Source organism: Serratia sp. H402Y, from assembly GCF_051172415.1.
Lineage (GTDB): Bacteria > Pseudomonadota > Gammaproteobacteria > Enterobacterales > Enterobacteriaceae > Serratia > Serratia ureilytica.
Map to the genome: position 1 here is coordinate 548,448 of NZ_JBPIYZ010000001.1, position 18,497 is coordinate 566,944.

Consider the following 18,497-nt stretch of genomic DNA (forward strand, 5'->3'; position numbering starts at 1 on the left):
GAAAATCCCCAACCGCGAGCCGCAGCATGTCCCACGCCCACTATTTGCACCCCGAACAACGCGACCGGATCCGGCGGCTTTATCAGCGTTGGCACTGGCGGCTGGAACTGCCCACCTGGGGGATCATAGCGGCAGTGTACGGCGGCTGGTTTGGCGTGGCGCATTATTGGCAGGCGCTGGGCCCGTGGCTTGGCACGCCGCTGCTGATCCTGCTGACCACCGGGTATATGTCGCTGCAGCATGAGCTGATCCACGGCCATCCGACGCGCCGGCCGCGCGTCAATCAGCTGTTCGGCCTGTTGCCGCTGGCGGTGTGGTATCCCTATGGGCTGTATCGCGATTCGCATCTGCGCCACCATCGCAATGAACACCTGACCGATCCGCACGAAGATCCCGAAAGCTACTACTTCAGCGCCGCGCAGTGGCGGCGTTATCCCCGCCTGTTGCCGCTGCTGGCCGCGGTGCGCAATACGCTGATCGGCCGGGTGCTCCTCGGCCCGGCGCTGGATATCGCCGCGACCCTGGCCGCGGCGGTGAAGGCGCTTGCCGGTGGCGCATGGCGCGTATGGGCTATGTGGCTGGTGCACCTGTCGTTGTTGGCGGCGCTGCTGCACTGGCTGCAGGCGCAGGGTATCGGTACGGCGTTTTACCTGTTGGCCATCAGCTATCCGGCGCTGGCGCTGACCAAGGTAAGATCGTTTTTTGAGCATCGCGCCGTGGACGCACCGCAGGCACGTTCTATTATTAATGAGGCGGGCTGGCCGTGGCGGCTGTTGTTTCTCAATCTGAACTACCATTTAGTGCATCACGATCTGCCCGGCCTGCCCTGGTATGGTTTGCGCGAAGTCTATCTGGCGGAACGCGAAGCGTATCAGCGCCGCAGCCAGGGATTTGTCGCGCAAGGCTACGGCGAGTGGCTGCGCGATTACGCGCTGACGCCGATCGACGTCGGCGTGCATCCGCTGAGCGCCGGCGAACGGCGGGAGGAACGCGGTGCCCGGCCGAAGAAAAACTTTATTGCGCGCTGGAAGCGCGTTTCTCAGGATTTTCCAACCGAACTGGCCCATGAGCCGGAAAACATATAACCAGAGGAAAAGTATGGCAATCACCTTATCACGCGGACGTTCCTTTGCCGTCGCGCTGGTTCTGCTGGCCACCGGCGGCCTGGCGCAGGCGGCCGACTCGGTACGCGTCGGCTCCAAGATCGATACCGAAGGTTCGCTGCTCGGCAACATCATCGTGCAGGTGCTGGAAGCCAACGGCATCAAAACCACCAACAAACTGCAGCTCGGCACTACCAAGGTGCTGCGCGGCGCCATCACCTCCGGCGAGATCGACATTTACCCGGAGTACACCGGCAACGGCGCGTTTTTCTTCTCCGATGAGAAAGATCCGGCATGGAAGAACGCCCAGGCTGGCTTCGAGAAGGTGAAACAGCTCGACTACGACAAAAACAAAATCGTCTGGTTGGACGCGGCGCCAGCCAACAATACCTGGACTATCGCCATTCGGCAGGACGTGGCGGACGCCAACCATCTCAAAACGCTGGCGGATCTCGGCAAGTGGATTAACGGCGGGGGCAAGTTCAAGCTGGCGGCCTCGGCGGAGTTTATCGAGCGGCCGGATGCGCTGCCGGCGTTCCAGAACGCCTACGGTTTCAAGCTGAATCAGGATCAGCTGCTGTCATTGGCCGGCGGCGACACGGCGGTGACCATCAAGGCGGCGGCGGAGCAGACCTCCGGCGTCAACGCGGCGATGGCCTACGGCACCGATGGCCCGGTGGCGGCGCTGGGGTTGCAGACGCTGGCGGACCCGAAAGGCGTACAACCCATCTACGCGCCGGCGCCGATCGTGCGCGAAGCGGCGCTGAAAGCGCACGCCAATCTGCCTGAACTGCTGAAGCCGGTGTTCGCCTCGCTGGACGGGCCGACGCTGCAAAAGCTCAACGCGCAGATCGCCGTGGAAGGCCAGGACGCCAAACAGGTGGCGGCCGCTTACCTGAAAGAGAAAGGATTTGTTAAGGGATAACGCCGAGGTGCCCCCTCTTGCTACGGGAGAGGGGGAAAACCGATGGCGCCGGAGAGTTTCTTTGACTATTGCCGTAAAACATCGCGTGTTGTTAACGCTGTTCGTGCTGTTGCTGCTGGCCGCCTTCGGCCTGCCGTTCCTCAGTTATGCCCCCAATCGTCTGCTGTCGGGTAAAAGCCTGTCCTTATTCTCCCTGTTGCACGGCCCGGCGCTGTGGCTGCTGTTGCCGCTGGCGGCGTTGGCGATCCTCAGCCTGTTGCCGCCGACGCGGGGGCGTGCGCTGTTGACGGCGCTGGCCGCCTGCGGGGTGCTGACGCTGGTCTTTTGGATCGGCGGACAGGCCGCTGAACGCCTGGCGCAGGAGGGATCGCGCCTGGCGCGCACCTCTTGGGGCAGCGGTGCCTGGTTGACGATGGCGCTGAGCCTGCTGATCGCCGCCGACGCCATGACGCGCCTCACCGCGTCGCACCTGCGGCGAATGCTCGGCAACGCGCTGGTGCTGGTGCCGCCGGCGCTGCTGCTGTTCGGCCATCAGCTCGATCAGCTGTCGCTGCTGAAGGAGTACCACAATCGGCAGGAGGTGTTTGACGCCGCGCTGTTGCAGCACCTGACCATTCTGCTGGCGACGATGGCGCCGGCGCTGGCGATCGGCGTGCCGCTCGGGGTGCTGTGTTTTCGCTCCGAGCGCTGGCAGAGGCCGATCTTCTCCGCGCTGAACATTATCCAGACCGTGCCTTCCATCGCGCTGTTCGGCCTGCTGATCGCGCCGCTGGCGGGGCTGGCGGCGGCGGTGCCCTGGCTGGCGGAACACGGCGTCAGCGGCATCGGCATGGCGCCGGCGATCGTGGCGCTGGTGCTGTACGCGCTGTTGCCGCTGGTGCGCAGCGTGGTGGCGGGGCTGCAGAGCGTGCCGGCCGGGGTGATTGAATCCGCCACCGGCATGGGGCTGACGCGCGGGCAGATCTTCCTGCGCGTGCAACTGCCGTTGGCGTTGCCGCTGTTCCTGACCGGCGTGCGCATCCTGGCGGTGCAAACCGTCGGCATGGCGGTGGTGGCGGCGCTGATCGGCGCCGGCGGCTTTGGCGCCATCGTGTTTCAGGGGCTGCTCAGCAGCGCGCTGGATCTGGTTCTGCTGGGGGTGATCCCGGTGGTCATGATGGCGGTCATCGTCGATTCGCTGTTTAAATTTTGGGTTTCAATCCTGGACGTATCGCGCCGATGATTCACTTTGAGCAAGTCAGCAAAATTTTTCAGGGCAAGCCGGCGGTGGACGATCTCACGCTGCACATCGCCGAGGGCGAATTCACCGTGTTGATCGGCACCTCGGGTTCCGGCAAGTCCACGACATTAAAAATGATCAACCGCCTGATCGAACATGATCGGGGCAAGATTCTCTTTGCCGGCGAAGAGATCCAGTCGTTTAAACCGCAGGATCTGCGGCGGCGCATGGGCTATGCGATCCAATCGATCGGCCTGTTTCCACATTGGACGGTGGAGGAGAACATCGCCACCGTGCCGCAGCTGCTGAAATGGCCGCGCGCGCGCATTCGCGATCGGGTTACCGAGTTGCTGGAGCTGCTGCACCTGGAACCGGATCTGTTTCGTCGCCGCTATCCGCACCAGCTTTCCGGCGGGCAGCAGCAGCGGGTCGGAGTGGCGCGCGCGCTCGCCGCCGATCCCGAGGTGTTGTTGATGGACGAACCGTTCGGCGCGTTGGATCCGGTCACCCGCGCGGCGCTGCAGGCGGAGATCGCCCGCATTCATCAGATCTCGGGCCGCACCATTGTGCTGGTGACGCACGACATCGACGAGGCGTTGGGTCTGGCGGATCGCCTGGTGCTGCTCGATCAGGGGCGGGTGGTACAACAGGGCACGCCGCTGACGCTGTTGACCGCCCCGGCCAACGACTTCGTGCGTGACTTCTTCGGGCGGAGCGATCGCGGCATCAAGCTGCTGTCGCTGGGGACGGTGGCGGAGCGGGTGCGGCCCGGTGTCGCCGGGGGCGAACCGATCGCCGCTGCCATGAGCCTGCGCGAGGCGCTGTCGGTGTTCGTGGCGCGCGGCAGCGACTGCCTGCCGGTGGTGGATGAACGGGGCGAAGCGTTGGGGGTTCTGCACTTCCACGATCTGATCGCCGGGCAGGCGCTGTCATGAGCGGGCGTCTCTGGCGCCTGCTGCGCGATCCGCTGCCCTGGACGCTGGCGCTGCTGTTGGCGCTGGTGTTCGGCATGGATCATCTGCGCGGTCTGTTTGCCGCCTGGTTCCCCGATCTGGACCGGCCCATTTATCAGCAGGACAGCTTTATCGCGCTGGTGGGGGCGCACCTGTCGCTGGTGGCGATCTCCAGCCTGATTGCGGTGGCTCTCGGCGTGGCGGCGGGCGTCGCCGTGACCCGACGCGGCGGCCGGGAGTTTCGTTCGCTGCTGGAAACGGTGGTGGCGGTGGGGCAGACCTTCCCGCCGGTGGCGGTGTTGGCGGTGGCGGTGCCGGTGATGGGCTTCAGCGAGCAGCCGGCGATCATCGCGCTGGTGCTGTACGGCTTGCTGCCGATCCTGCAGGGCACGCTGGCGGGCATCGAATCGGTGCCGCCCGCCACGCGCGAGATCGCCCGCGGCGTGGGGATGAGCGCCTGGCAAATACTGTGGCGGGTTGAACTGCCGCTGGCGGCGCCGGTGATTGTCGCCGGGATCCGCACGTCGGTGATCATCAACATCGGCACGGCGGCCATCGCTTCCACCGTCGGTACCAAAACGCTCGGTTCGCCGATCATCATCGGCCTAACCGGGTTTAACACCGCCTATGTGATCCAGGGCGCGGCGGTTGTGGCGTTGTTGGCTATTATCACCGATATGCTGTTCGAACGTTGGGTGCGTTATCTCACCGCCTGGCGTCAGCAGACGCTGGCGGCCACTCCGGCGGGGTAAGGGGGAAATGATGCAGGTGTCTCTACCGATGTACGGCGTTGGCCGGGAGCAGGCCGACGCTTTCTGGCAGGTCTTGCGCGGCAAGCTGCTGCGGCTGGGGCTGCCGGCGGCGCCGGAACGGCTCAGTTGGCCGGACGATTTGGCGCAGCATTGGCGGCGCGAGGATCTCTTGCTCAGCCAAACCTGTGGTTATCCGTTGGTCAGCAGCCTGCCGCAGGTGCAGCTGATCGGAACCTATCATTATCGGGTGGAAGGGTGCGACGGGCCTAATTACCGCAGCTGGCTGGTGGTGCGCGCGGGCGACTCCGGCGAACGGCTGGCGGATTTTCGCGGCCGGACGGCGGCGTATAACAGCACCGATTCCCAGTCCGGCTACAACGGCTTGCGCGCGCTGATCGCGCCGCTGGCGCAGGACGGGAAATTCTTCGGTGCGGCTATCGCCTCCGGGGCGCATTACCAGTCGCTGAAACTGATCCGCAGCGGGCAGGCGGATATCGCCGCCATCGATTCCATCAGCATGGAACTGCTGCGCCGCGCGCAGCCGCAGGCGCTGGAGGGGCTGAAAATCATCGGCCGCACGGCGGCGGTGCCGGGTTTGCCGCTGATCACCGCAGCCGGCACGCCGCCGGAACAGGTGGACATCCTGCGCGCCGGCGCCCGAGCGATGCTGGATGAGGCGGTCAGCGACCGCCTGCTGATCGGCGATTTCAGCCTGGTGCCGCGCTCGGCCTACCAGATTATCACCGTGCTGGAGCAGCAGGCAGCCGCACAGGGCGTAACGGCGCTCTAGCCGCCGTTACAGCAGGCCGCCGCCGTCGATGTCGATCACGCTGCCGGTGACGAAACCGTTCTCCATCGCCAGCAGGTAACCCGCTGCGACGTCGGCCGCCTGGCCGATCCGGCCGACCGGTAGACTGACGCTCACGCGCTCGAACAGCGCCTGACGCTGCGCGGCGCCCATGCCGTCGTAGGCTTCGGTAGCGGTGATGCCGGGGCTGACCACGTTCACCCGCCGCGGCGCCAGTTCCTTCGCCAGCTGTTTACCGACCGCTTCCAGCGCGGCATTGATGCCGGTTTTGATCAACTGACCGCCGAGGTATTTGCGCGACAGCTGGCCGGAGGTCAGGGTGATGGAGCCCTGCGGCGCCAGCGTCGGCAGCGCGGCCTGCACCGCGCGCAAGCTGCCCCAGAATTTGACGTTGAAGTCGGCCTGCGCCTGCTCAAAAGCAGTCTCCGCCAGCGGTTTCGCCTGCACCAGCGGCCCGGCGGTGATCACCAGATGGTCGAAAGCGCCGACGGCGGCAAACAGCGCATGCAGCGACGCTTCATCGGTCAGATCGGCCTGCATCAGATGCAGCGCGTCGTTTTTCTCCCCGGAGTGGGGAAGGCGGCGCGAAGCCAGCACCACTTCAGCGCCGCGCGCCGCCGCTGCGTAGGCCACCGCGGCGCCAATGCCGCTGGTGCCGCCCAGGATCACCAGCTTTTGTCGTTTCAGGGGGGAGTCAGGAATTGTCATGTTAAGGCCTCTTTTTAGGTAAGTTTCAACGGGATCTATCTTTCCTGATTGAAAATCACCTAACAATCGGCCTTGCTGACAAACTCTTATTAATATTTTTTAAAGATCATGCGGCGCTAAAGCGGGCGTTTAGCTTCTGATCCACGATGATTTCGAAATCGGTAAACAGCGCTCGGGGTTTCACTGAACGCCCCTGTTTTTCCAGTGCCACCAGGCCGTGCCCGCTCAGCGTTTTCAGCGTGGTGGACAGATTGCTGACCTGGCGCCCCGACAGTTCGGCCAACTGGCTGATGGTCTCGGGGCGGGCAGTGTCGATCAGACGCAGCAGGGCAATATTCTCGTTGCTGAGCACCTGGGCCAGCGCAATCATTGACGTAAACCACACTTTGGGCTCACGTTCCTGTGGCTGGTATTCCCCTTTTGCGATCGCCAGTGTGCGCTTGCGAATCAGTTCTTCAGGCATCACGCCAATCAGTGCTTTCATCATCAACCTCGGTTTTCTCTCTTGCGTATGACTTCGTCTATCCGGGTAAAAAAATCTTCCACCAACTGATAGGCGGAATGAAACTCGTAGGGTGAGCCTTTGTCCGTCGGGGAGTCATGTTGGTGATCGTAAACGACGCGGCCCGAAAATTTACCTTTGCGGGGTGTTTTAATGGCATGCGCGTTATCTATGCCAAAAACCCGGGTATTGTGGTTATCATGCAAGGTCAAATTGTAACGGATGCCGTGAGGGATAAAGGCCGTTTGGGTCACCGTCCAAGCCTCGATTTTCCACCAATAGCCATCCTCACGATTGACCCGCGTGCCATGCAGGCTAAGGATGTAGTCCAGTCCGTTGTGTTCATCCATTGATCAAAGCTCCATTTATTATGATCTAATCATAACAATTGGGCGTTTTATCGTCAATCCGATACGCCGTGAATCCGGCTCTCTAAGAAGGGAAATACATGACCTCATTTGTCGATCTCGAGGTGTTTGTCCGCACGGTGGACGGCGGCAGTTTTTCCGCCGCGGCGCGCGCGCTGGACATGACGCCGGCGGCGGCCAGCATTGCGGTGAAAAGGCTGGAGCAGCAGTTGGGCGCGCGGCTGCTGGTGCGCTCCACCCGCAGCCTGAGGTTAACGGAGGAGGGGGCTCGCTATCTCGACAGCGCGCGCCTGGCACTGGGCGCGTTAGCCGAAGGAGAGCAGGCGATCCGCGAGAAGCATCAGGGGCTGTCCGGGGTGCTGCAGATTTCCGCGCCGTCGGATTTTGGCCGCAATTTGCTGCTCTGCTGGCTGGATGAGTTCCGCCTGCAGCATCCGCATATTCAGCTGCAGCTTCTGATCAACGATCGGCAGGCCGACCTGTTCCGCGAACCGGTAGACGTGGCGTTGCGCTTCGGGCCGCTGGCCGACTCTTCGCTGGTGGCGCTGCCGATCTTGCCGCAGCATCGGCGGTTGATCTGCGCCAGCCCGGATTACCTGCGGCGTCACGGCGCGCCGCAAACGCCGGCCGATCTGGTTCGGCACAGCATTCTGGTGTATCAGCCCAGCGGCAAACGGCAGGTGGAATGGCGGCTGTGGCGCGGTGAGGAGGGGGTCGAAGTGCCGCTGAACGGCAGCTATTTTACCGATGACGGCGAGGTAGCGCGGCGCTGGGCGCTGGCCGGGCACGGCGTGGTGCGCAAGTCGGCGATCGACGTGGCGGCCGACATTCACGCCGGGCGGCTGGTGCAACTGTTGCCGGAATGGCGCAGCGACGCGGTGCCGATCAATCTGGTCTGCCCGCATCGTTCGCAGGTGTCGGAGCGCGTCAGGCAGCTGCAGCGCTTTTTACAGCAGCGCTGCCGGCGCTGGATGGACGATCACTTGGCCTGAAGGGTTTCGGTTTGCGCCGGCGTAGCGGCGGCATCCCCGGCAGGCGCGCTTTCTTCGTGCGGGGTGGTGGAACGGGTGTAGATGTTCAGCCCGGCGAGGAATACGCCGCCCAGAGAACCGAAGGCGCACAGGGCGATGACGATGACGAACGCTTTTTTCAGCATAGGAATAATTTCGCAGGTTGCTTGGAACAGCGGGAATTATAGCCCCTTCGCCGGGTGAAACAAGAATCGTTTTTAACGGCGGCCCGCAGACCGCCCTTTGTGATCATCGCCGTTCGCAGTCGATGGCCTGTACGTTGGCCGGGCGGGCGAACAGGTATTTTCCCAGCGTCACCAGCACCACCGCCGCAACGATGATCACCAGCGCCAGCCACTCGCGCGGCGCCAGCGATTCACCGGCAAAACTGATGCCGAGCAGCACCGCCACCACCGGGTTGACGTAGGCATAGCTGGTGGCGACCGCCGGGCGCACGTTCTTCAACAAGAACATATAGGCGCTGATCGCCAGCATCGAACCGAAGACGATCAGATAGCCCAGCGCCAGAAAGCCGCCGGTGCTCGGCATCTGAACGAGGCGCTCGCCGCTCAGCTGGCTGGCTGCCAATAACACCACGCCGGCGACCAGCATCTCCGCCGCGCCGGCCATCGGCCCGGCCGGCAGCGAGATGCGCGATCCCAACACCGATCCGAAGGCCCAGCTGGCCGACGCCAGCAAAATCAGCAGCGCGCCGGTCGGATTGCCCACCAGGTTGTTGCCGGTATTAAGCAGCACGATGCCCACCAACCCGAGCGCGATGCCGGCCCATTCCAGCTTGGTGTTGCGCATGCCCCACAGCAGGCTGAAGCAGAGGGTAAACAGCGGCACCGTCGCCACCATCACCGCCGCGATGCCGGACGGCACGTGTTGGTGTTCCGCCACCGTCACCAGGCCGTTGCCCACCGCCAGCAGCAGAATGCCGATGGCGCCGGCGGCCAGCCACTGCTTCGGCGTCGGCAGCGCGTGGCCGCGCCAGGCCAGGAAACTGAACAGCACGATGCCGGCTAGCAGAAAGCGAATCCCGGCCATCATCAGCGGCGGCCACTGTTCGACGCCCAGACGAATGACGAAATAGGTGGAACCCCAAACGATATATAACGTGAACAACGCCCCGATCAACGGCAGGACGCTACGGCTTTGTTGGCTAAGCATAGGATTGTATTTTGCGGGAATGATTATTATTAGAATGCTCAGTAAACCCGATCGGGCAACCGATAAGCAATGGCCTGCGGCATTATTTTTCCGGCGGCCGAAAGCCGTTCAATGGCCTTGCTGTTTCCACTGCAGCCAACTGACGGCCGGCAGATAAATCGACCAGCCGATGGCCAGCAGCAGCAGCATGAACTCCGGCGGCACGCCGGGCAGCAGGGCGTCCAGTTTCCAAGACACGGCGTAGGCGAAGGGGCCGAGGGCGGCGCCCAATACCGCCAGCGGCCAGGGCGCCGCTCTGACCACGTCCAATAGCCAATACCACCAGCAGCCGAAGCCGATCCACAGCGCGATGGTCCAGAGCGGCAGGCCGTGTTGCCCGCTGTAATGCAGCACGCCGCTGTAGCTCCACAGACCATCCATGCCGATGCCGCCCAAGGCGGCCAGGGCGGCGCCCTTGCGGCGGGCGGCGGGGGTAAAGATCAGCGCCAGCGCCGCACCGGCCAGCAGTATGCCGTTGAGCCGATCGCGAGTCAGCAGCGCCAGCAGCCAGCAGACGCCCAGCCCCAGCGTCGCCAGCCAGAATCCGGCATGCGGCTTCTTCATCGTTCAACTCCCGTGGGGTTACTCTGCCGCCGTGCGCAGCGCGCCGACGGAGGTGTCAGAACGGGCGCGGGGCCCGTTGTTTGCCTGAATATTCGATAATTCAACCTTAGAAGGGAAGGTGCGGGGTGCACAAGCAGAATAATCTGTACCGGTTGAAAACGCGGGCAAAAACCGGTGTTACAAGAGAGAAATCCGGTAGGCGCAGCGGCGAGAGCCGGCCAGAATGTGTTCGGCGCGCTCCACCTGCGCCTGCAGCACTTCGGTGAAGATGCTCAGCTCAGCGCGGCAGAAGCCCTGGCAGACGGTGGCGGCGGCGCAGATCGGGCAGTGGTTTTCCACCAGCAGATAGGCGCCGTCTTCCTCCTGACGCCATTCGGCCATATACCCTTCGCGGCAGCGGATCTCGGTGAGGCGCGCCACGCGTTCGCGCAGATCGGTGGCGCCGATCATCGCCTGCTTGTAGTTGATGCGGTTTTCCTGCTCACGGGTCTCGATCAGCAGGTCGATCGCCTGTTCACCCAGCTTGTCGCGCACGGTGCGCAGCAGCTGCACCGTCAGATCCGCATGGGTGTCCGGAAAGCGTGCGTTACCGGCGGCAGTCAAATGCCACAGCTGCACCGGGCGGCCCACGCCGCGCGTTTCCGCGATCGCTTCGACCAGCCCCTCTTTCGCCAGCTTGACGAACTGCTGGCGGGCTGCTTCACCGGTGGTGCCGAGCACTTTTCCTGCGTCTGAGGCTTGCTGCGGGCCGCGGGTCTTCAATAGCGTCAGCAAGCGGTCACTGACCGATTGTGCGGTGCTGCCGCCATTTTCCAAGTTTATTCTTGACATATTTCTCCGCCTCGCCCTAACTTATTCCAAGATAACTCTTGTTAAATTTAACGCAATCTCATGACCAACTCAATGCCATTCCTCTGAAAACAGGACAACAACCGTGATAACCCATGATGATAGCCGCTGGAGCGACCTTTTCTCCGGCAAAAATGCGGCCAGTGCGATCGCGCTCTCGCTTGGCGTGGCGCTGCATGCCATCAATATTCTGGTCGCCACCACCATTCTGCCCTCGGTGGTGCAGGATATCGGCGGTCTGGATCTCTATGCCTGGAACACCACGCTGTTCGTGGTGGCGTCGATCCTCGGCTCCGCGCTGTCGGCCCGCTTGCTCAGCGGCTACGGCGCGCGCAACGCCTATCTGGTCGCTTCGCTGTTTTTCATCGCCGGAGCGGGGCTGTGCGCGCTGGCGCCGAGCATGCCGGTGATGTTGATCGGCCGCACGGTGCAGGGGTTCGGCGGCGGGCTGATCTTTGCGCTCTCCTACGCGATGATCAATCTGGTGTTCGAGCAGCGATTGTGGCCGCGCGCCATGGCGCTTATCTCGGCGATGTGGGGCATCGCCACGCTGGTTGGCCCGGCGGTAGGCGGCATTTTCGCCGAGTTGCACGCCTGGCGTTGGGCCTTCGGCATTCTGCTGCCGATCATGGCGCTGTACGCCGCGTTTACCTTCCTGATCCTGCCCAAGGGCCAGGCGCAGCAGGCAGCCGCGCCGCTGCCGACCGCGCAGCTGCTGTTGCTGACCGTGGCGGTGCTGGTGGTGTCCGCCGGCAGCCTGGCGCACAGCGTCTGGATCAACCTGGCGGGCATCGCGCTTTCGCTGGCGCTGATGGCCTGGCTGATGAAGCGCGAGGCGCGCTCGCTCGCGCGCCTGTTGCCGCACGGTGCGCTGCGGCGCGGCTCATCGTTGGCGGCGCTCTATATTACGGTGTCGTTGCTGGTAATCGGCATGACCAGCGAAATCTTCGTGCCCTATTTCCTGCAGTTGCTGCACGGCCAGTCGCCGCTGATCTCCGGCTATATCGCCGCGACCATGGCCGCCGGCTGGACGCTGTCCGAAATCCTCAGCTCCGGCTGGCGCGGGGCGGGCATTCGCCGGGCGATCGTCAGCGGGCCGCTGTTCGTGCTGGTGGGCCTGCTGGCGCTGGCGATCCTGATGCCGACGCCCTCCGGCGGTCACTGGCAGGCGCTGACCCCGATCGTCATCGCGTTATCGCTGGTGGGATTCGGCATCGGCTTCGGCTGGCCGCATCTGCTGACGCGCATTTTGCAGGTGGCGCCTGAAGCGGACAAAGACATCGCCGGCGCCTCGATCACCACGGTGCAGTTGTTCGCCACCGCATTCGGCGCGGCGCTGGCGGGGATGATCGCCAACCTGGCGGGGCTGAACGATCCGGGCGGCGCGGCGGGCGCGGCATCGGCGGCGCGTTGGCTGTTCCTGGCGTTCGCGCTGGCGCCGCTGCTGGCGGTATTCAGCGCCTGGCGCTGCGCCGCGATCGCGCCGCTGGCCGCCGAGACGGGCAATTTTGTACCCAACCCGTCCTCGCGCGAGTGCTAGAACGCTTCTCCTCATTCGGCGATGTTTGCGGTGATCCTGGCGTTATTCCTGCGCGACATTGTTAAAATTCGCTTGCTATATCTCTAATTTGAGATTATTTCTCTTATATGGGATTTTCAAGCGGAGTGTGAACGATGGATAACGGTCTGGACAATGCCGACCTGAGGTTGGCGCAGCGGCTGGCGGATTTGCGCCAGCAACGGGCGTGGTCGCTGGAGGAGCTGGCGCAGCGCACTGGCCTCAGCCGGGCGACGCTCTCGCGGGTGGAGCGCGCCGAGACCAGCCCGACGGCGTCGTTGCTGAACCGGCTGTGCGCCGCCTATGGGTTGACCATGTCGCGCCTGCTGAGCGAGATCGAAGACGAGCCGCCGGAGCTGTTGCGGCCGCAGCAGCAACCGGTGTGGGTCGATCGCGCCAGCGGTTTTCACCGTCGCTCTGTTTCTCCCCCCGCTGCGTTGTATAAGGCTGAATTTATCGAAGCCCGGCTTGATGCCGGCGCGCAGATCGATTACGACCTGCCGTCGATTCCGGCGCTGGAGCACCATCTCTGGCTGCTGTCCGGACAGCTGGAGTTGACGCTGGAAGGGCGTGTTTTCCGGTTATCATCCGGCGACTGCCTGCGCTACCGCCTGTTCGGCGCCTCCCGTTTCCATGTCCCCGGCGATGAGCCGGCCCATTACACCCTCGTTATTTGCAGGCCATAGCCATGATTGAATTGCAACAGTGGGACGCCGGCGCGGCGCAAAGCGCCATTGCCGAATTGGCCGAAATGCTGCACGCCAGCGTGGCGCACGGCGCCAGCATCGGTTTTGTCATGCCTTTCACGCTGACGCAGGCGCAGGCGTTTTGGCAGGGGTTGCTGCCGGCCATCGCGCGGGGAGAGCGTGCGATGCTGGTGGCGCTCGCGAACGGCCGGCCGGTCGGCACCGTGCAGCTGTTACTGGCGATGCCGGACAACGGCCGTCACCGGGCGGAAGTGGTCAAGCTGATGGTGCACCCGCAGGCGCGGCGGCAGGGCGTCGCCCGGCTGTTGATGCAGGAAGTGCAGGCGCTGGCGGCGCGTCATCACCGCAGCCTGTTGGTGCTGGATACCCTGAGCGGCAGCGCGGCGCAGGGGCTGTACCGTCAATTGGGGTTCGAGGCGGCGGGCGACATCCCGCAATACGCCCGCGCCAGCGACGGCGGGGCGTTGGAGGCCACCTGCTATATGTACAAACTGCTGTGAGGGTTAGCGCCCGCGCCAGGCTTTGATCGCCTGCTGGCGCACCTGCAGCTTTTGCTGCGGCGTCAGCTTGTTGTAGTCGCGAGCCAGGCCGCTTTCCCAGTCGCCGTACATCGGGTTGGGCAGCACGATGAATTCGGTGCCGAACTTGGCCTGGTTCTTGCTGACGAACGCCCGGCGCTGCGCATTGTCCTGGTGGTAAGTCGCGGCGCCGAAGTCGTTCAGGTTGTCGCCCGCGTACACCACGATGTCATAGCCGGCTTGTTTGATGGCGTCGAAGCGCGCCTGTTTATTGGCGGTGTCGGTGCTGAGCAGCACGGTTTTTGCCGACAGGCCGGTGAAACCGAGCTTCTGCATGTTGGCCACCGTGGCGGCGTAGTCGCTCTGTTTACGGTTCGACACGTAGAACATGGTCCCCTGATGGGCGTTAACATAGCGGGCGAACGCCACTGCGCCCGGCACCGCGGCGGCCTGTTCGGCCTGCGTCCATTTGGCCCAAGTCGCGCCGTCGTACGGTCGGCCCTGCTGCGCCTGCCAGCCGGAGTAGGCGCTGTTATCCAGCATGGTTTCATCCAGATCGACCACCACCGCCTTTTTACGGCCTGGCGCGGCCCTGGCCTGATCGAAGGCGCGCTGCGCGCTGTTGAACGCCTGATGCGCCAGCGCCTGGTATTCGCCGGACTGTTGGAACCAGTTGAGCGCCAGCACCGATTGATCCGCCAACCGCTGCTGGGCCTGCGCGTCGGCGTGCGGCGGCTGTGCGCAACCGGTCAAGGCCAGCAGCGCGACGCCCATCGCCGCGCCGAGGGTGAGTGTGCGTACCTGTTTTCCTGCCATTGTTATCTCTCTTTTTTATTGTGGACTGTCCAGCAGCATATCCATCTCGAACTGACGCAGGGGATCCTGCCGCCAGCCAAGATGCGTAAAGAAGGGGGCGGCCACCTCGGGCACAAAAACGTTGGCGGTCAGCGGCAAAGGGGCGAACTGCGCTTGCAGAGCGGCCAGCAAGGCGCGGGCATGCCCCTGGCCGCGATGCTGCGGCGGCACGTAGATCAGGCGCAGCCAGCAGTGCTCGGTACCGGGCATCACCACGGCGTAGGCTTGGCGTTCGAGGGTATAAGCGCGCGGTTTGCCCGGCAGTTTGAACAACGACTCGGGGGCGATCAGCCAGGGCAGGTCGGTGGCGCCTTCCGCCGTCAGGCGATGGCTGACGGTCAGCGGATCGACCGCCTGCAGCACCGCCTTGCCTGGCGGCACGGCCGCCGGCGCCTGATGGCCGGTCAGGGTGCGCACGATGCGCAGCCCGGCGCGGTGGTACAGCGCCAGCGCGGCTTCGTTGCCTTCGATCACTTCCAGCGACAGCCGATGATCGCCGCGCTGACGGGCATCCGCTACTACCCGCTGCATCAGCGCCTTACCCAGCCCCTGACCGCGCATCTCGGGGCGTACGGAAAAGGCCGCGATCCGGCTGTGCCGGCCGCGGCGGGCGATCAGCGCCACCGCCACCGGTTCATTGCGATGGGTGACGATCAGGCTGTCGTTCAGGCTGAGATCTTCGGCGCCGAAGCGGGCGGCGAAGGTCGGCCCGTCGAGGACGAAACGCACGATGTAGTTTTCAAAACAGTGGTTGAGGATGTTCGCCAGTTCGTCGCTGCTGTAGCGCACGGCGTTGTGATAGTTAAACCGACCGTCGTTATGCATGGCTGATTCCGCTCGGGGGAAAGCTATACATGTAGACCCGTTTGTTTGGCAAGGCAAGCGGGGGCATTCGCCGGCGGGGAAAATAAAAACAAAAAAGCCGGACGCAGCCGCCCGGCGAAATAAAACTCTGGGTATCAAGTGACGCTAAAGTTTGCAGTGGTGGTTATTCATTCATCACATCAGAACTGATAGGTCAGGGCGACGGCAATCACGTTGTCGTCTTTCAGACCCAGCTTATTATTGCTGTCGAGCTGGTTGATTTTATAATCCACATAGGTCGACATGTTCTTGTTGAAATAGTAGTACGCGCCGACGTCGATATATTTCACCAGGTCGGTATCGCCGATGCCTTCAATATCTTTACCCTTCTGCTGAACGTAGCCCAGCGATGGACGCAGACCGAAGTCGAATTGATATTGCGCAACCAGTTCCAGGCCTTCGGCTTTATTGGCGAAGCCGCTGACGGAAGTGGAGCGGTTATTGATGGTGGCGGTACCGGAAATTGGCGCGATGTTGCGGCTTTCCGAGTAGGTCGCGGCCAGGTAGACATCGTTATTGTCATACTTCAGACCGGCGGCCCAGATATCGGCCTTGTCGCCTTTACCGAAGGTGCCCGCTTTCTGACTGGCGGTGCGGTTGGAAGAGGCATAGGCGGCGCCCACGCTCAGGCCGTCGATGATTTCATAGCTGGAGGAAAGGCCCCAGCCGTCGCCGTTCGCCTTGCTGGCGGAGCGGCCGTCGTTTTCGTTCTTGCCCTGATACTGGACGGCGAATTTCAGGCCGTCGACCAGACCGAAGAAGTTGTTATTGCGGTAGGTGGCGACGCCGTTGGTGCGGCCGTTCATGAAGTTGTCGGTTTTGACGTATGCGTCGTCGCCGAATTCAGGCAGCATATCCGTCCAGGCGCCGACGTCGTAAATAATGCCGTAGTTGCGACCGTAGTCGAAAGAACCGAGGTCTTTATATTTCAGACCGGCGAAGCCCAGACGCGTTTTAGTGTCTTTGGTGCCGTCGGATTCAGAATGGTTAGCGGCGATCTGATATTCCCACTGGCCGTAACCGGTCAGCATATCGTTAATCTGAGTCGCGCCTTTAAAGCCGATACGGACGTAGGTTTTATCGCCATCGTTGCCGGCATCATCGGAGAAATAATGCAGGGCTTTCACACGACCGTAAAAATCGAGCTTGTTGCCGTCTTTATTGTAGATTTCTGCTGCCTGTGCCGCTTGCGCAAGTAAAAGTGCCGGAATAATAACGGCCAGAAGATTACGTTTCATGGGTTACCCTGCTTTATTCGATTAAAAGACGCTATCATCAGTTGCATTGCTGCTTTACTGTGCCGTCCGGTTGTTGGCGGCGGAGAATTTTTACCGTAGTAATGTGATCTATTTATGACAAAAAATTCATTTTCATGTCGAACGATTAAAAAAGTCGCGCAAAGGGTGAATTTTTTCTGCAACCGACGGTCTGCGGCTGGTCTACAGTTACCGATAGCCTGATCGGTTTCCGGAGGAATCATGCACGATACTTATACATTGTTCGGTACGCAGGGGTGTGGCTCGACCATCGTGGCCGCCGCGTTGGTGCTGACCGCGTTCCCCTGGGGCTACGAGGAAGTGGATTACACCCAGGAGGGCCCGGAGCGGGATCGCCTGTTGGCGTTGAACCCGCTCGGCCAGGTCCCCACTCTGGTGCTGCCTGATGACGAAGTGATGACGGAGAGCGCGGCGATTATCCTGCTGCTGCACGATCGCGCGCCGCACGCCGAATTGGCGCCGCCCGGCGGCTCGCCGCTGTTGCCGCGCTTTTTGCGCTGGCTGTTGTTCATCAACGCGGAGATTTATCCCACTTTCACCTACGCCGACCATCCGCAGCGCTGGCAGCCGAAAACGGAAGGGGCGGAACAGCTGAAAAACGCAGTGATGAGCTATCGCGAGCGTTTATTGCGGCAGTTGAACGCCGCCGCCGGACCGTGGTTTCTCGGCAAGAGCTTCAGCGCGCTGGATCTGTACGTGGCGGTGATGTGCAACTGGCGGCCGGGGCGCGCGTGGTTCCGGCAACACTGCCCGCGGCTTTACGCCATCGCCGAACGGGTGGAGCAGCGGCCGGAGCTGAATGCGCTGCTGAGCGCCCATTTCGACGGCGTTGCGCCGCTGGAATCGTGACATCTCCCCGCCGCCGGCGGGGAACCCTCCCGTTTTTCTGAACCGAGACTGCTGAAAATCCCGATTTTCACTCGCCTCGTCGGCGGGTAGCGTAAGGCTATCCGCAACTGACAGGAGAGTGTGATGCAATCAGAATCCCGGGCCGGACAACAGGCGTTCGGCGATATCGCCCCCAAGCTGGCGCAGCTCAGCGACAGCGTCTTGTTTGACGATGTCTGGCAGCGGCCAGAGCTGAGCCCGCGCGAGCGCAGCTTGATCACCGTCGCCGCGCTGGTGGCGCTTAACCGCCTGGAGCAACTGCCGTTTCATCTGCAGCTGGCGCAGCGCAACGGCGTCGATCGCCCGCAATTGGCGGAGCTCATCACCCACCTGGCGTTTTACGCCGGCTGGCCCGCGGCGGCGTCGGCCGTGGCGCGCTTGCGCGAGCTGGAACCGGAGGCGCCCCATGCCGTTTAGCCGCATCGCCCTGCACCAGGGCAAATCTGCCGACTACCTGCAAACCTTGTCCGACAGCCTGCATCAGGCGCTGGTGGAGGCCTTCGAGGTGCCGCCGGCGGACAGGTTTCAGGCGATCGATCAATACCGCCCCGGTGAGCTTATCTACGATCGCGATTATCTCGGCGGGCCGCGCAGCGCGGATTTCGTGCTGTTTTACATCACCGCCGGGCGGCCGCGCGACAGCGACACCAAGCGGCGTTTTTACCGGCGGTTGGCGACGCTGCTGGCGGAGAACCTGCGGCTGAACCCCGAGGATGTGATGGTGGTGATCGCCACCACCCAGTTGGACGAGTGGTCATTCGGCGGTGGTCGCGCCTCGATGATCGATCCGCAGGCGTAACTCGGGCTGACGTCGCCGGCGGTCTGTGGGACAATAGCGCCATCATTTCGTTTAGATA

Annotated in this window: 23 protein-coding genes; 13 read left to right on the forward strand and 10 right to left on the reverse strand. The window is 63.0% G+C overall.

Features of this window, described 5'->3' with window-relative positions:
* Nucleotides 1-26: 26 nt before the first annotated feature.
* From ACSBQS_RS02820 to ACSBQS_RS02845, 6 genes are all read left to right on the forward strand, one after another.
* Nucleotides 27-1,085 carry a fatty acid desaturase gene (locus ACSBQS_RS02820; protein WP_197666276.1) on the forward strand — a complete coding sequence of 353 codons (1,059 nt, stop codon included), beginning with the start codon at nucleotides 27-29 and terminating at the stop codon, nucleotides 1,083-1,085.
* Between the two features lie 13 nt (nucleotides 1,086-1,098).
* Nucleotides 1,099-2,028, forward strand: a complete 930-nt coding sequence (osmF, locus tag ACSBQS_RS02825) for a glycine betaine ABC transporter substrate-binding protein OsmF (protein WP_042783952.1) — start codon at nucleotides 1,099-1,101, stop codon at nucleotides 2,026-2,028.
* A 61-nt stretch (nucleotides 2,029-2,089) separates the two neighbouring features.
* On the forward strand, nucleotides 2,090-3,250 hold the full coding sequence (locus tag ACSBQS_RS02830) for an ABC transporter permease (protein WP_072628081.1): 1,161 nt from the start codon (nucleotides 2,090-2,092) through the stop codon (nucleotides 3,248-3,250).
* On the forward strand, nucleotides 3,247-4,182 hold the full coding sequence (locus tag ACSBQS_RS02835) for an ABC transporter ATP-binding protein (protein ID WP_025302043.1): 936 nt from the start codon (nucleotides 3,247-3,249) through the stop codon (nucleotides 4,180-4,182). The genes ACSBQS_RS02830 and ACSBQS_RS02835 overlap by 4 nt, the downstream gene beginning before the upstream one ends.
* On the forward strand, nucleotides 4,179-4,952 hold the full coding sequence (locus ACSBQS_RS02840; protein ID WP_046896907.1) for an ABC transporter permease: 774 nt from the start codon (nucleotides 4,179-4,181) through the stop codon (nucleotides 4,950-4,952). Before ACSBQS_RS02835 ends, ACSBQS_RS02840 begins: the two co-directional genes overlap by 4 nt.
* Before the next feature lie 28 nt (nucleotides 4,953-4,980).
* Nucleotides 4,981-5,742: a phosphate/phosphite/phosphonate ABC transporter substrate-binding protein gene (locus ACSBQS_RS02845; RefSeq protein WP_089191356.1), complete on the forward strand. Its 762-nt coding sequence runs from the start codon at nucleotides 4,981-4,983 to the stop codon at nucleotides 5,740-5,742.
* A gap of 6 nt (nucleotides 5,743-5,748) precedes the next feature.
* Here the strand turns inward: ACSBQS_RS02845 and ACSBQS_RS02850 are convergent, their stop codons facing one another.
* The 3 genes from ACSBQS_RS02850 to ACSBQS_RS02860 form a co-directional block, all read right to left on the reverse strand.
* A complete protein-coding gene (locus ACSBQS_RS02850) occupies nucleotides 5,749-6,468 on the reverse strand; it encodes an SDR family oxidoreductase (RefSeq protein ID WP_197666277.1) in 720 nt (239 codons plus the stop codon).
* Nucleotides 6,469-6,574: 106 nt separating this feature from the next.
* The gene (locus tag ACSBQS_RS02855) at nucleotides 6,575-6,955 is read right to left on the reverse strand and encodes a MarR family transcriptional regulator (RefSeq protein WP_004939357.1); all 381 of its coding nucleotides are present in this window, start codon (nucleotides 6,953-6,955) and stop codon (nucleotides 6,575-6,577) included.
* Entirely contained in the window at nucleotides 6,955-7,320 is a 366-nt protein-coding gene (locus tag ACSBQS_RS02860) for a DUF6516 family protein (RefSeq protein ID WP_004939355.1), read from the reverse strand. The genes ACSBQS_RS02855 and ACSBQS_RS02860 overlap by 1 nt, the downstream gene beginning before the upstream one ends.
* A 98-nt stretch (nucleotides 7,321-7,418) precedes the next feature.
* On the opposite strand from ACSBQS_RS02860, the gene ACSBQS_RS02865 reads away from it, so the two are divergent.
* A complete protein-coding gene (locus ACSBQS_RS02865; RefSeq protein WP_198808992.1) occupies nucleotides 7,419-8,330 on the forward strand; it encodes a LysR family transcriptional regulator in 912 nt (303 codons plus the stop codon).
* On the opposite strand, the gene ACSBQS_RS02870 is transcribed toward ACSBQS_RS02865, so the two are convergent.
* The 4 genes from ACSBQS_RS02870 to ACSBQS_RS02885 all read right to left on the reverse strand — a co-directional run bounded on the left by ACSBQS_RS02870 (nucleotide 8,318) and on the right by ACSBQS_RS02885 (nucleotide 10,955).
* On the reverse strand, nucleotides 8,318-8,494 hold the full coding sequence (locus ACSBQS_RS02870; protein ID WP_016928550.1) for a hypothetical protein: 177 nt from the start codon (nucleotides 8,492-8,494) through the stop codon (nucleotides 8,318-8,320). The two genes, ACSBQS_RS02865 and ACSBQS_RS02870, sit on opposite strands and share 13 nt — an antisense overlap.
* Nucleotides 8,495-8,597: 103 nt before the next feature.
* On the reverse strand, nucleotides 8,598-9,521 hold the full coding sequence (yedA, locus tag ACSBQS_RS02875; RefSeq protein ID WP_197666279.1) for a drug/metabolite exporter YedA: 924 nt from the start codon (nucleotides 9,519-9,521) through the stop codon (nucleotides 8,598-8,600).
* Nucleotides 9,522-9,629: 108 nt separating this feature from the next.
* A complete protein-coding gene (locus tag ACSBQS_RS02880) occupies nucleotides 9,630-10,124 on the reverse strand; it encodes a DUF2878 domain-containing protein (RefSeq protein WP_046896911.1) in 495 nt (164 codons plus the stop codon).
* 177 nt (nucleotides 10,125-10,301) lie between these two features.
* On the reverse strand, nucleotides 10,302-10,955 hold the full coding sequence (locus ACSBQS_RS02885; protein ID WP_033642364.1) for a helix-turn-helix transcriptional regulator: 654 nt from the start codon (nucleotides 10,953-10,955) through the stop codon (nucleotides 10,302-10,304).
* 103 nt (nucleotides 10,956-11,058) lie between these two features.
* On the opposite strand from ACSBQS_RS02885, the gene ACSBQS_RS02890 reads away from it, so the two are divergent.
* The 3 genes from ACSBQS_RS02890 (at nucleotide 11,059) to ACSBQS_RS02900 (ending at nucleotide 13,738) form a co-directional block, all read left to right on the forward strand.
* Nucleotides 11,059-12,513, forward strand: coding sequence for an MFS transporter (locus tag ACSBQS_RS02890; RefSeq protein WP_197666280.1), 1,455 nt, complete (start codon nucleotides 11,059-11,061; stop codon nucleotides 12,511-12,513).
* 134 nt (nucleotides 12,514-12,647) lie between these two features.
* Nucleotides 12,648-13,217, forward strand: a complete 570-nt coding sequence (locus ACSBQS_RS02895) for a helix-turn-helix domain-containing protein (RefSeq protein WP_033642366.1) — start codon at nucleotides 12,648-12,650, stop codon at nucleotides 13,215-13,217.
* A 2-nt stretch (nucleotides 13,218-13,219) separates the two neighbouring features.
* Nucleotides 13,220-13,738: a GNAT family N-acetyltransferase gene (locus ACSBQS_RS02900; RefSeq protein WP_172756124.1), complete on the forward strand. Its 519-nt coding sequence runs from the start codon at nucleotides 13,220-13,222 to the stop codon at nucleotides 13,736-13,738.
* A gap of 3 nt (nucleotides 13,739-13,741) precedes the next feature.
* Here the strand turns inward: ACSBQS_RS02900 and ACSBQS_RS02905 are convergent, their stop codons facing one another.
* The 3 genes from ACSBQS_RS02905 to ompC form a co-directional block, all read right to left on the reverse strand.
* Nucleotides 13,742-14,572, reverse strand: coding sequence for a 5'-nucleotidase, lipoprotein e(P4) family (locus ACSBQS_RS02905; RefSeq protein ID WP_197666281.1), 831 nt, complete (start codon nucleotides 14,570-14,572; stop codon nucleotides 13,742-13,744).
* A gap of 15 nt (nucleotides 14,573-14,587) precedes the next feature.
* Complete coding sequence (locus ACSBQS_RS02910; protein WP_042783961.1) at nucleotides 14,588-15,436, reverse strand: GNAT family N-acetyltransferase; 849 nt, start codon at nucleotides 15,434-15,436, stop codon at nucleotides 14,588-14,590.
* A gap of 179 nt (nucleotides 15,437-15,615) precedes the next feature.
* Nucleotides 15,616-16,713: a porin OmpC gene (gene ompC / locus ACSBQS_RS02915; protein WP_033637639.1), complete on the reverse strand. Its 1,098-nt coding sequence runs from the start codon at nucleotides 16,711-16,713 to the stop codon at nucleotides 15,616-15,618.
* A gap of 240 nt (nucleotides 16,714-16,953) precedes the next feature.
* Here ompC and ACSBQS_RS02920 point away from each other — a divergent pair, with 240 nt between their 5' ends.
* The 3 genes from ACSBQS_RS02920 to ACSBQS_RS02930 all read left to right on the forward strand — a co-directional run bounded on the left by ACSBQS_RS02920 (nucleotide 16,954) and on the right by ACSBQS_RS02930 (nucleotide 18,439).
* The gene (locus ACSBQS_RS02920) at nucleotides 16,954-17,601 is read left to right on the forward strand and encodes a glutathione S-transferase family protein (RefSeq protein ID WP_196018906.1); all 648 of its coding nucleotides are present in this window, start codon (nucleotides 16,954-16,956) and stop codon (nucleotides 17,599-17,601) included.
* 123 nt (nucleotides 17,602-17,724) lie between these two features.
* Nucleotides 17,725-18,057: a carboxymuconolactone decarboxylase family protein gene (locus ACSBQS_RS02925; RefSeq protein WP_089194442.1), complete on the forward strand. Its 333-nt coding sequence runs from the start codon at nucleotides 17,725-17,727 to the stop codon at nucleotides 18,055-18,057.
* Complete coding sequence (locus ACSBQS_RS02930; RefSeq protein WP_099785195.1) at nucleotides 18,047-18,439, forward strand: tautomerase family protein; 393 nt, start codon at nucleotides 18,047-18,049, stop codon at nucleotides 18,437-18,439. The genes ACSBQS_RS02925 and ACSBQS_RS02930 overlap by 11 nt, the downstream gene beginning before the upstream one ends.
* Nucleotides 18,440-18,497 lie beyond the last annotated feature (58 nt).

Bases quoted from the DNA above. Each gene is read 5' to 3' on its own strand.
- ACSBQS_RS02925 (WP_089194442.1), top strand. From the start codon at position 17,725: ATGCAATCAGAATCCCGGGCCGGACAACAGGCGTTCGGCGATATCGCC.
- ACSBQS_RS02920 (WP_196018906.1), top strand. From the start codon at position 16,954: ATGCACGATACTTATACATTGTTCGGTACGCAGGGGTGTGGCTCGACC.
- ACSBQS_RS02865 (WP_198808992.1), top strand. From the start codon at position 7,419: ATGACCTCATTTGTCGATCTCGAGGTGTTTGTCCGCACGGTGGACGGC.
- ACSBQS_RS02850 (WP_197666277.1), bottom strand. From the start codon at position 6,468: ATGACAATTCCTGACTCCCCCCTGAAACGACAAAAGCTGGTGATCCTG.
- ACSBQS_RS02870 (WP_016928550.1), bottom strand. From the start codon at position 8,494: ATGCTGAAAAAAGCGTTCGTCATCGTCATCGCCCTGTGCGCCTTCGGT.
- ACSBQS_RS02860 (WP_004939355.1), bottom strand. From the start codon at position 7,320: ATGGATGAACACAACGGACTGGACTACATCCTTAGCCTGCATGGCACG.
- ACSBQS_RS02905 (WP_197666281.1), bottom strand. From the start codon at position 14,572: ATGGCAGGAAAACAGGTACGCACACTCACCCTCGGCGCGGCGATGGGC.
- ACSBQS_RS02930 (WP_099785195.1), top strand. From the start codon at position 18,047: ATGCCGTTTAGCCGCATCGCCCTGCACCAGGGCAAATCTGCCGACTAC.
- ACSBQS_RS02845 (WP_089191356.1), top strand. From the start codon at position 4,981: ATGTACGGCGTTGGCCGGGAGCAGGCCGACGCTTTCTGGCAGGTCTTG.
- ACSBQS_RS02880 (WP_046896911.1), bottom strand. From the start codon at position 10,124: ATGAAGAAGCCGCATGCCGGATTCTGGCTGGCGACGCTGGGGCTGGGC.
- ACSBQS_RS02885 (WP_033642364.1), bottom strand. From the start codon at position 10,955: ATGTCAAGAATAAACTTGGAAAATGGCGGCAGCACCGCACAATCGGTC.
- ACSBQS_RS02895 (WP_033642366.1), top strand. From the start codon at position 12,648: ATGGATAACGGTCTGGACAATGCCGACCTGAGGTTGGCGCAGCGGCTG.
- ACSBQS_RS02910 (WP_042783961.1), bottom strand. From the start codon at position 15,436: ATGCATAACGACGGTCGGTTTAACTATCACAACGCCGTGCGCTACAGC.
- ACSBQS_RS02855 (WP_004939357.1), bottom strand. From the start codon at position 6,955: ATGATGAAAGCACTGATTGGCGTGATGCCTGAAGAACTGATTCGCAAG.
- ACSBQS_RS02900 (WP_172756124.1), top strand. From the start codon at position 13,220: ATGATTGAATTGCAACAGTGGGACGCCGGCGCGGCGCAAAGCGCCATT.
- ompC (WP_033637639.1), bottom strand. From the start codon at position 16,713: ATGAAACGTAATCTTCTGGCCGTTATTATTCCGGCACTTTTACTTGCG.
- ACSBQS_RS02835 (WP_025302043.1), top strand. From the start codon at position 3,247: ATGATTCACTTTGAGCAAGTCAGCAAAATTTTTCAGGGCAAGCCGGCG.
- osmF (WP_042783952.1), top strand. From the start codon at position 1,099: ATGGCAATCACCTTATCACGCGGACGTTCCTTTGCCGTCGCGCTGGTT.
- ACSBQS_RS02840 (WP_046896907.1), top strand. From the start codon at position 4,179: ATGAGCGGGCGTCTCTGGCGCCTGCTGCGCGATCCGCTGCCCTGGACG.
- yedA (WP_197666279.1), bottom strand. From the start codon at position 9,521: ATGCTTAGCCAACAAAGCCGTAGCGTCCTGCCGTTGATCGGGGCGTTG.
- ACSBQS_RS02820 (WP_197666276.1), top strand. From the start codon at position 27: ATGTCCCACGCCCACTATTTGCACCCCGAACAACGCGACCGGATCCGG.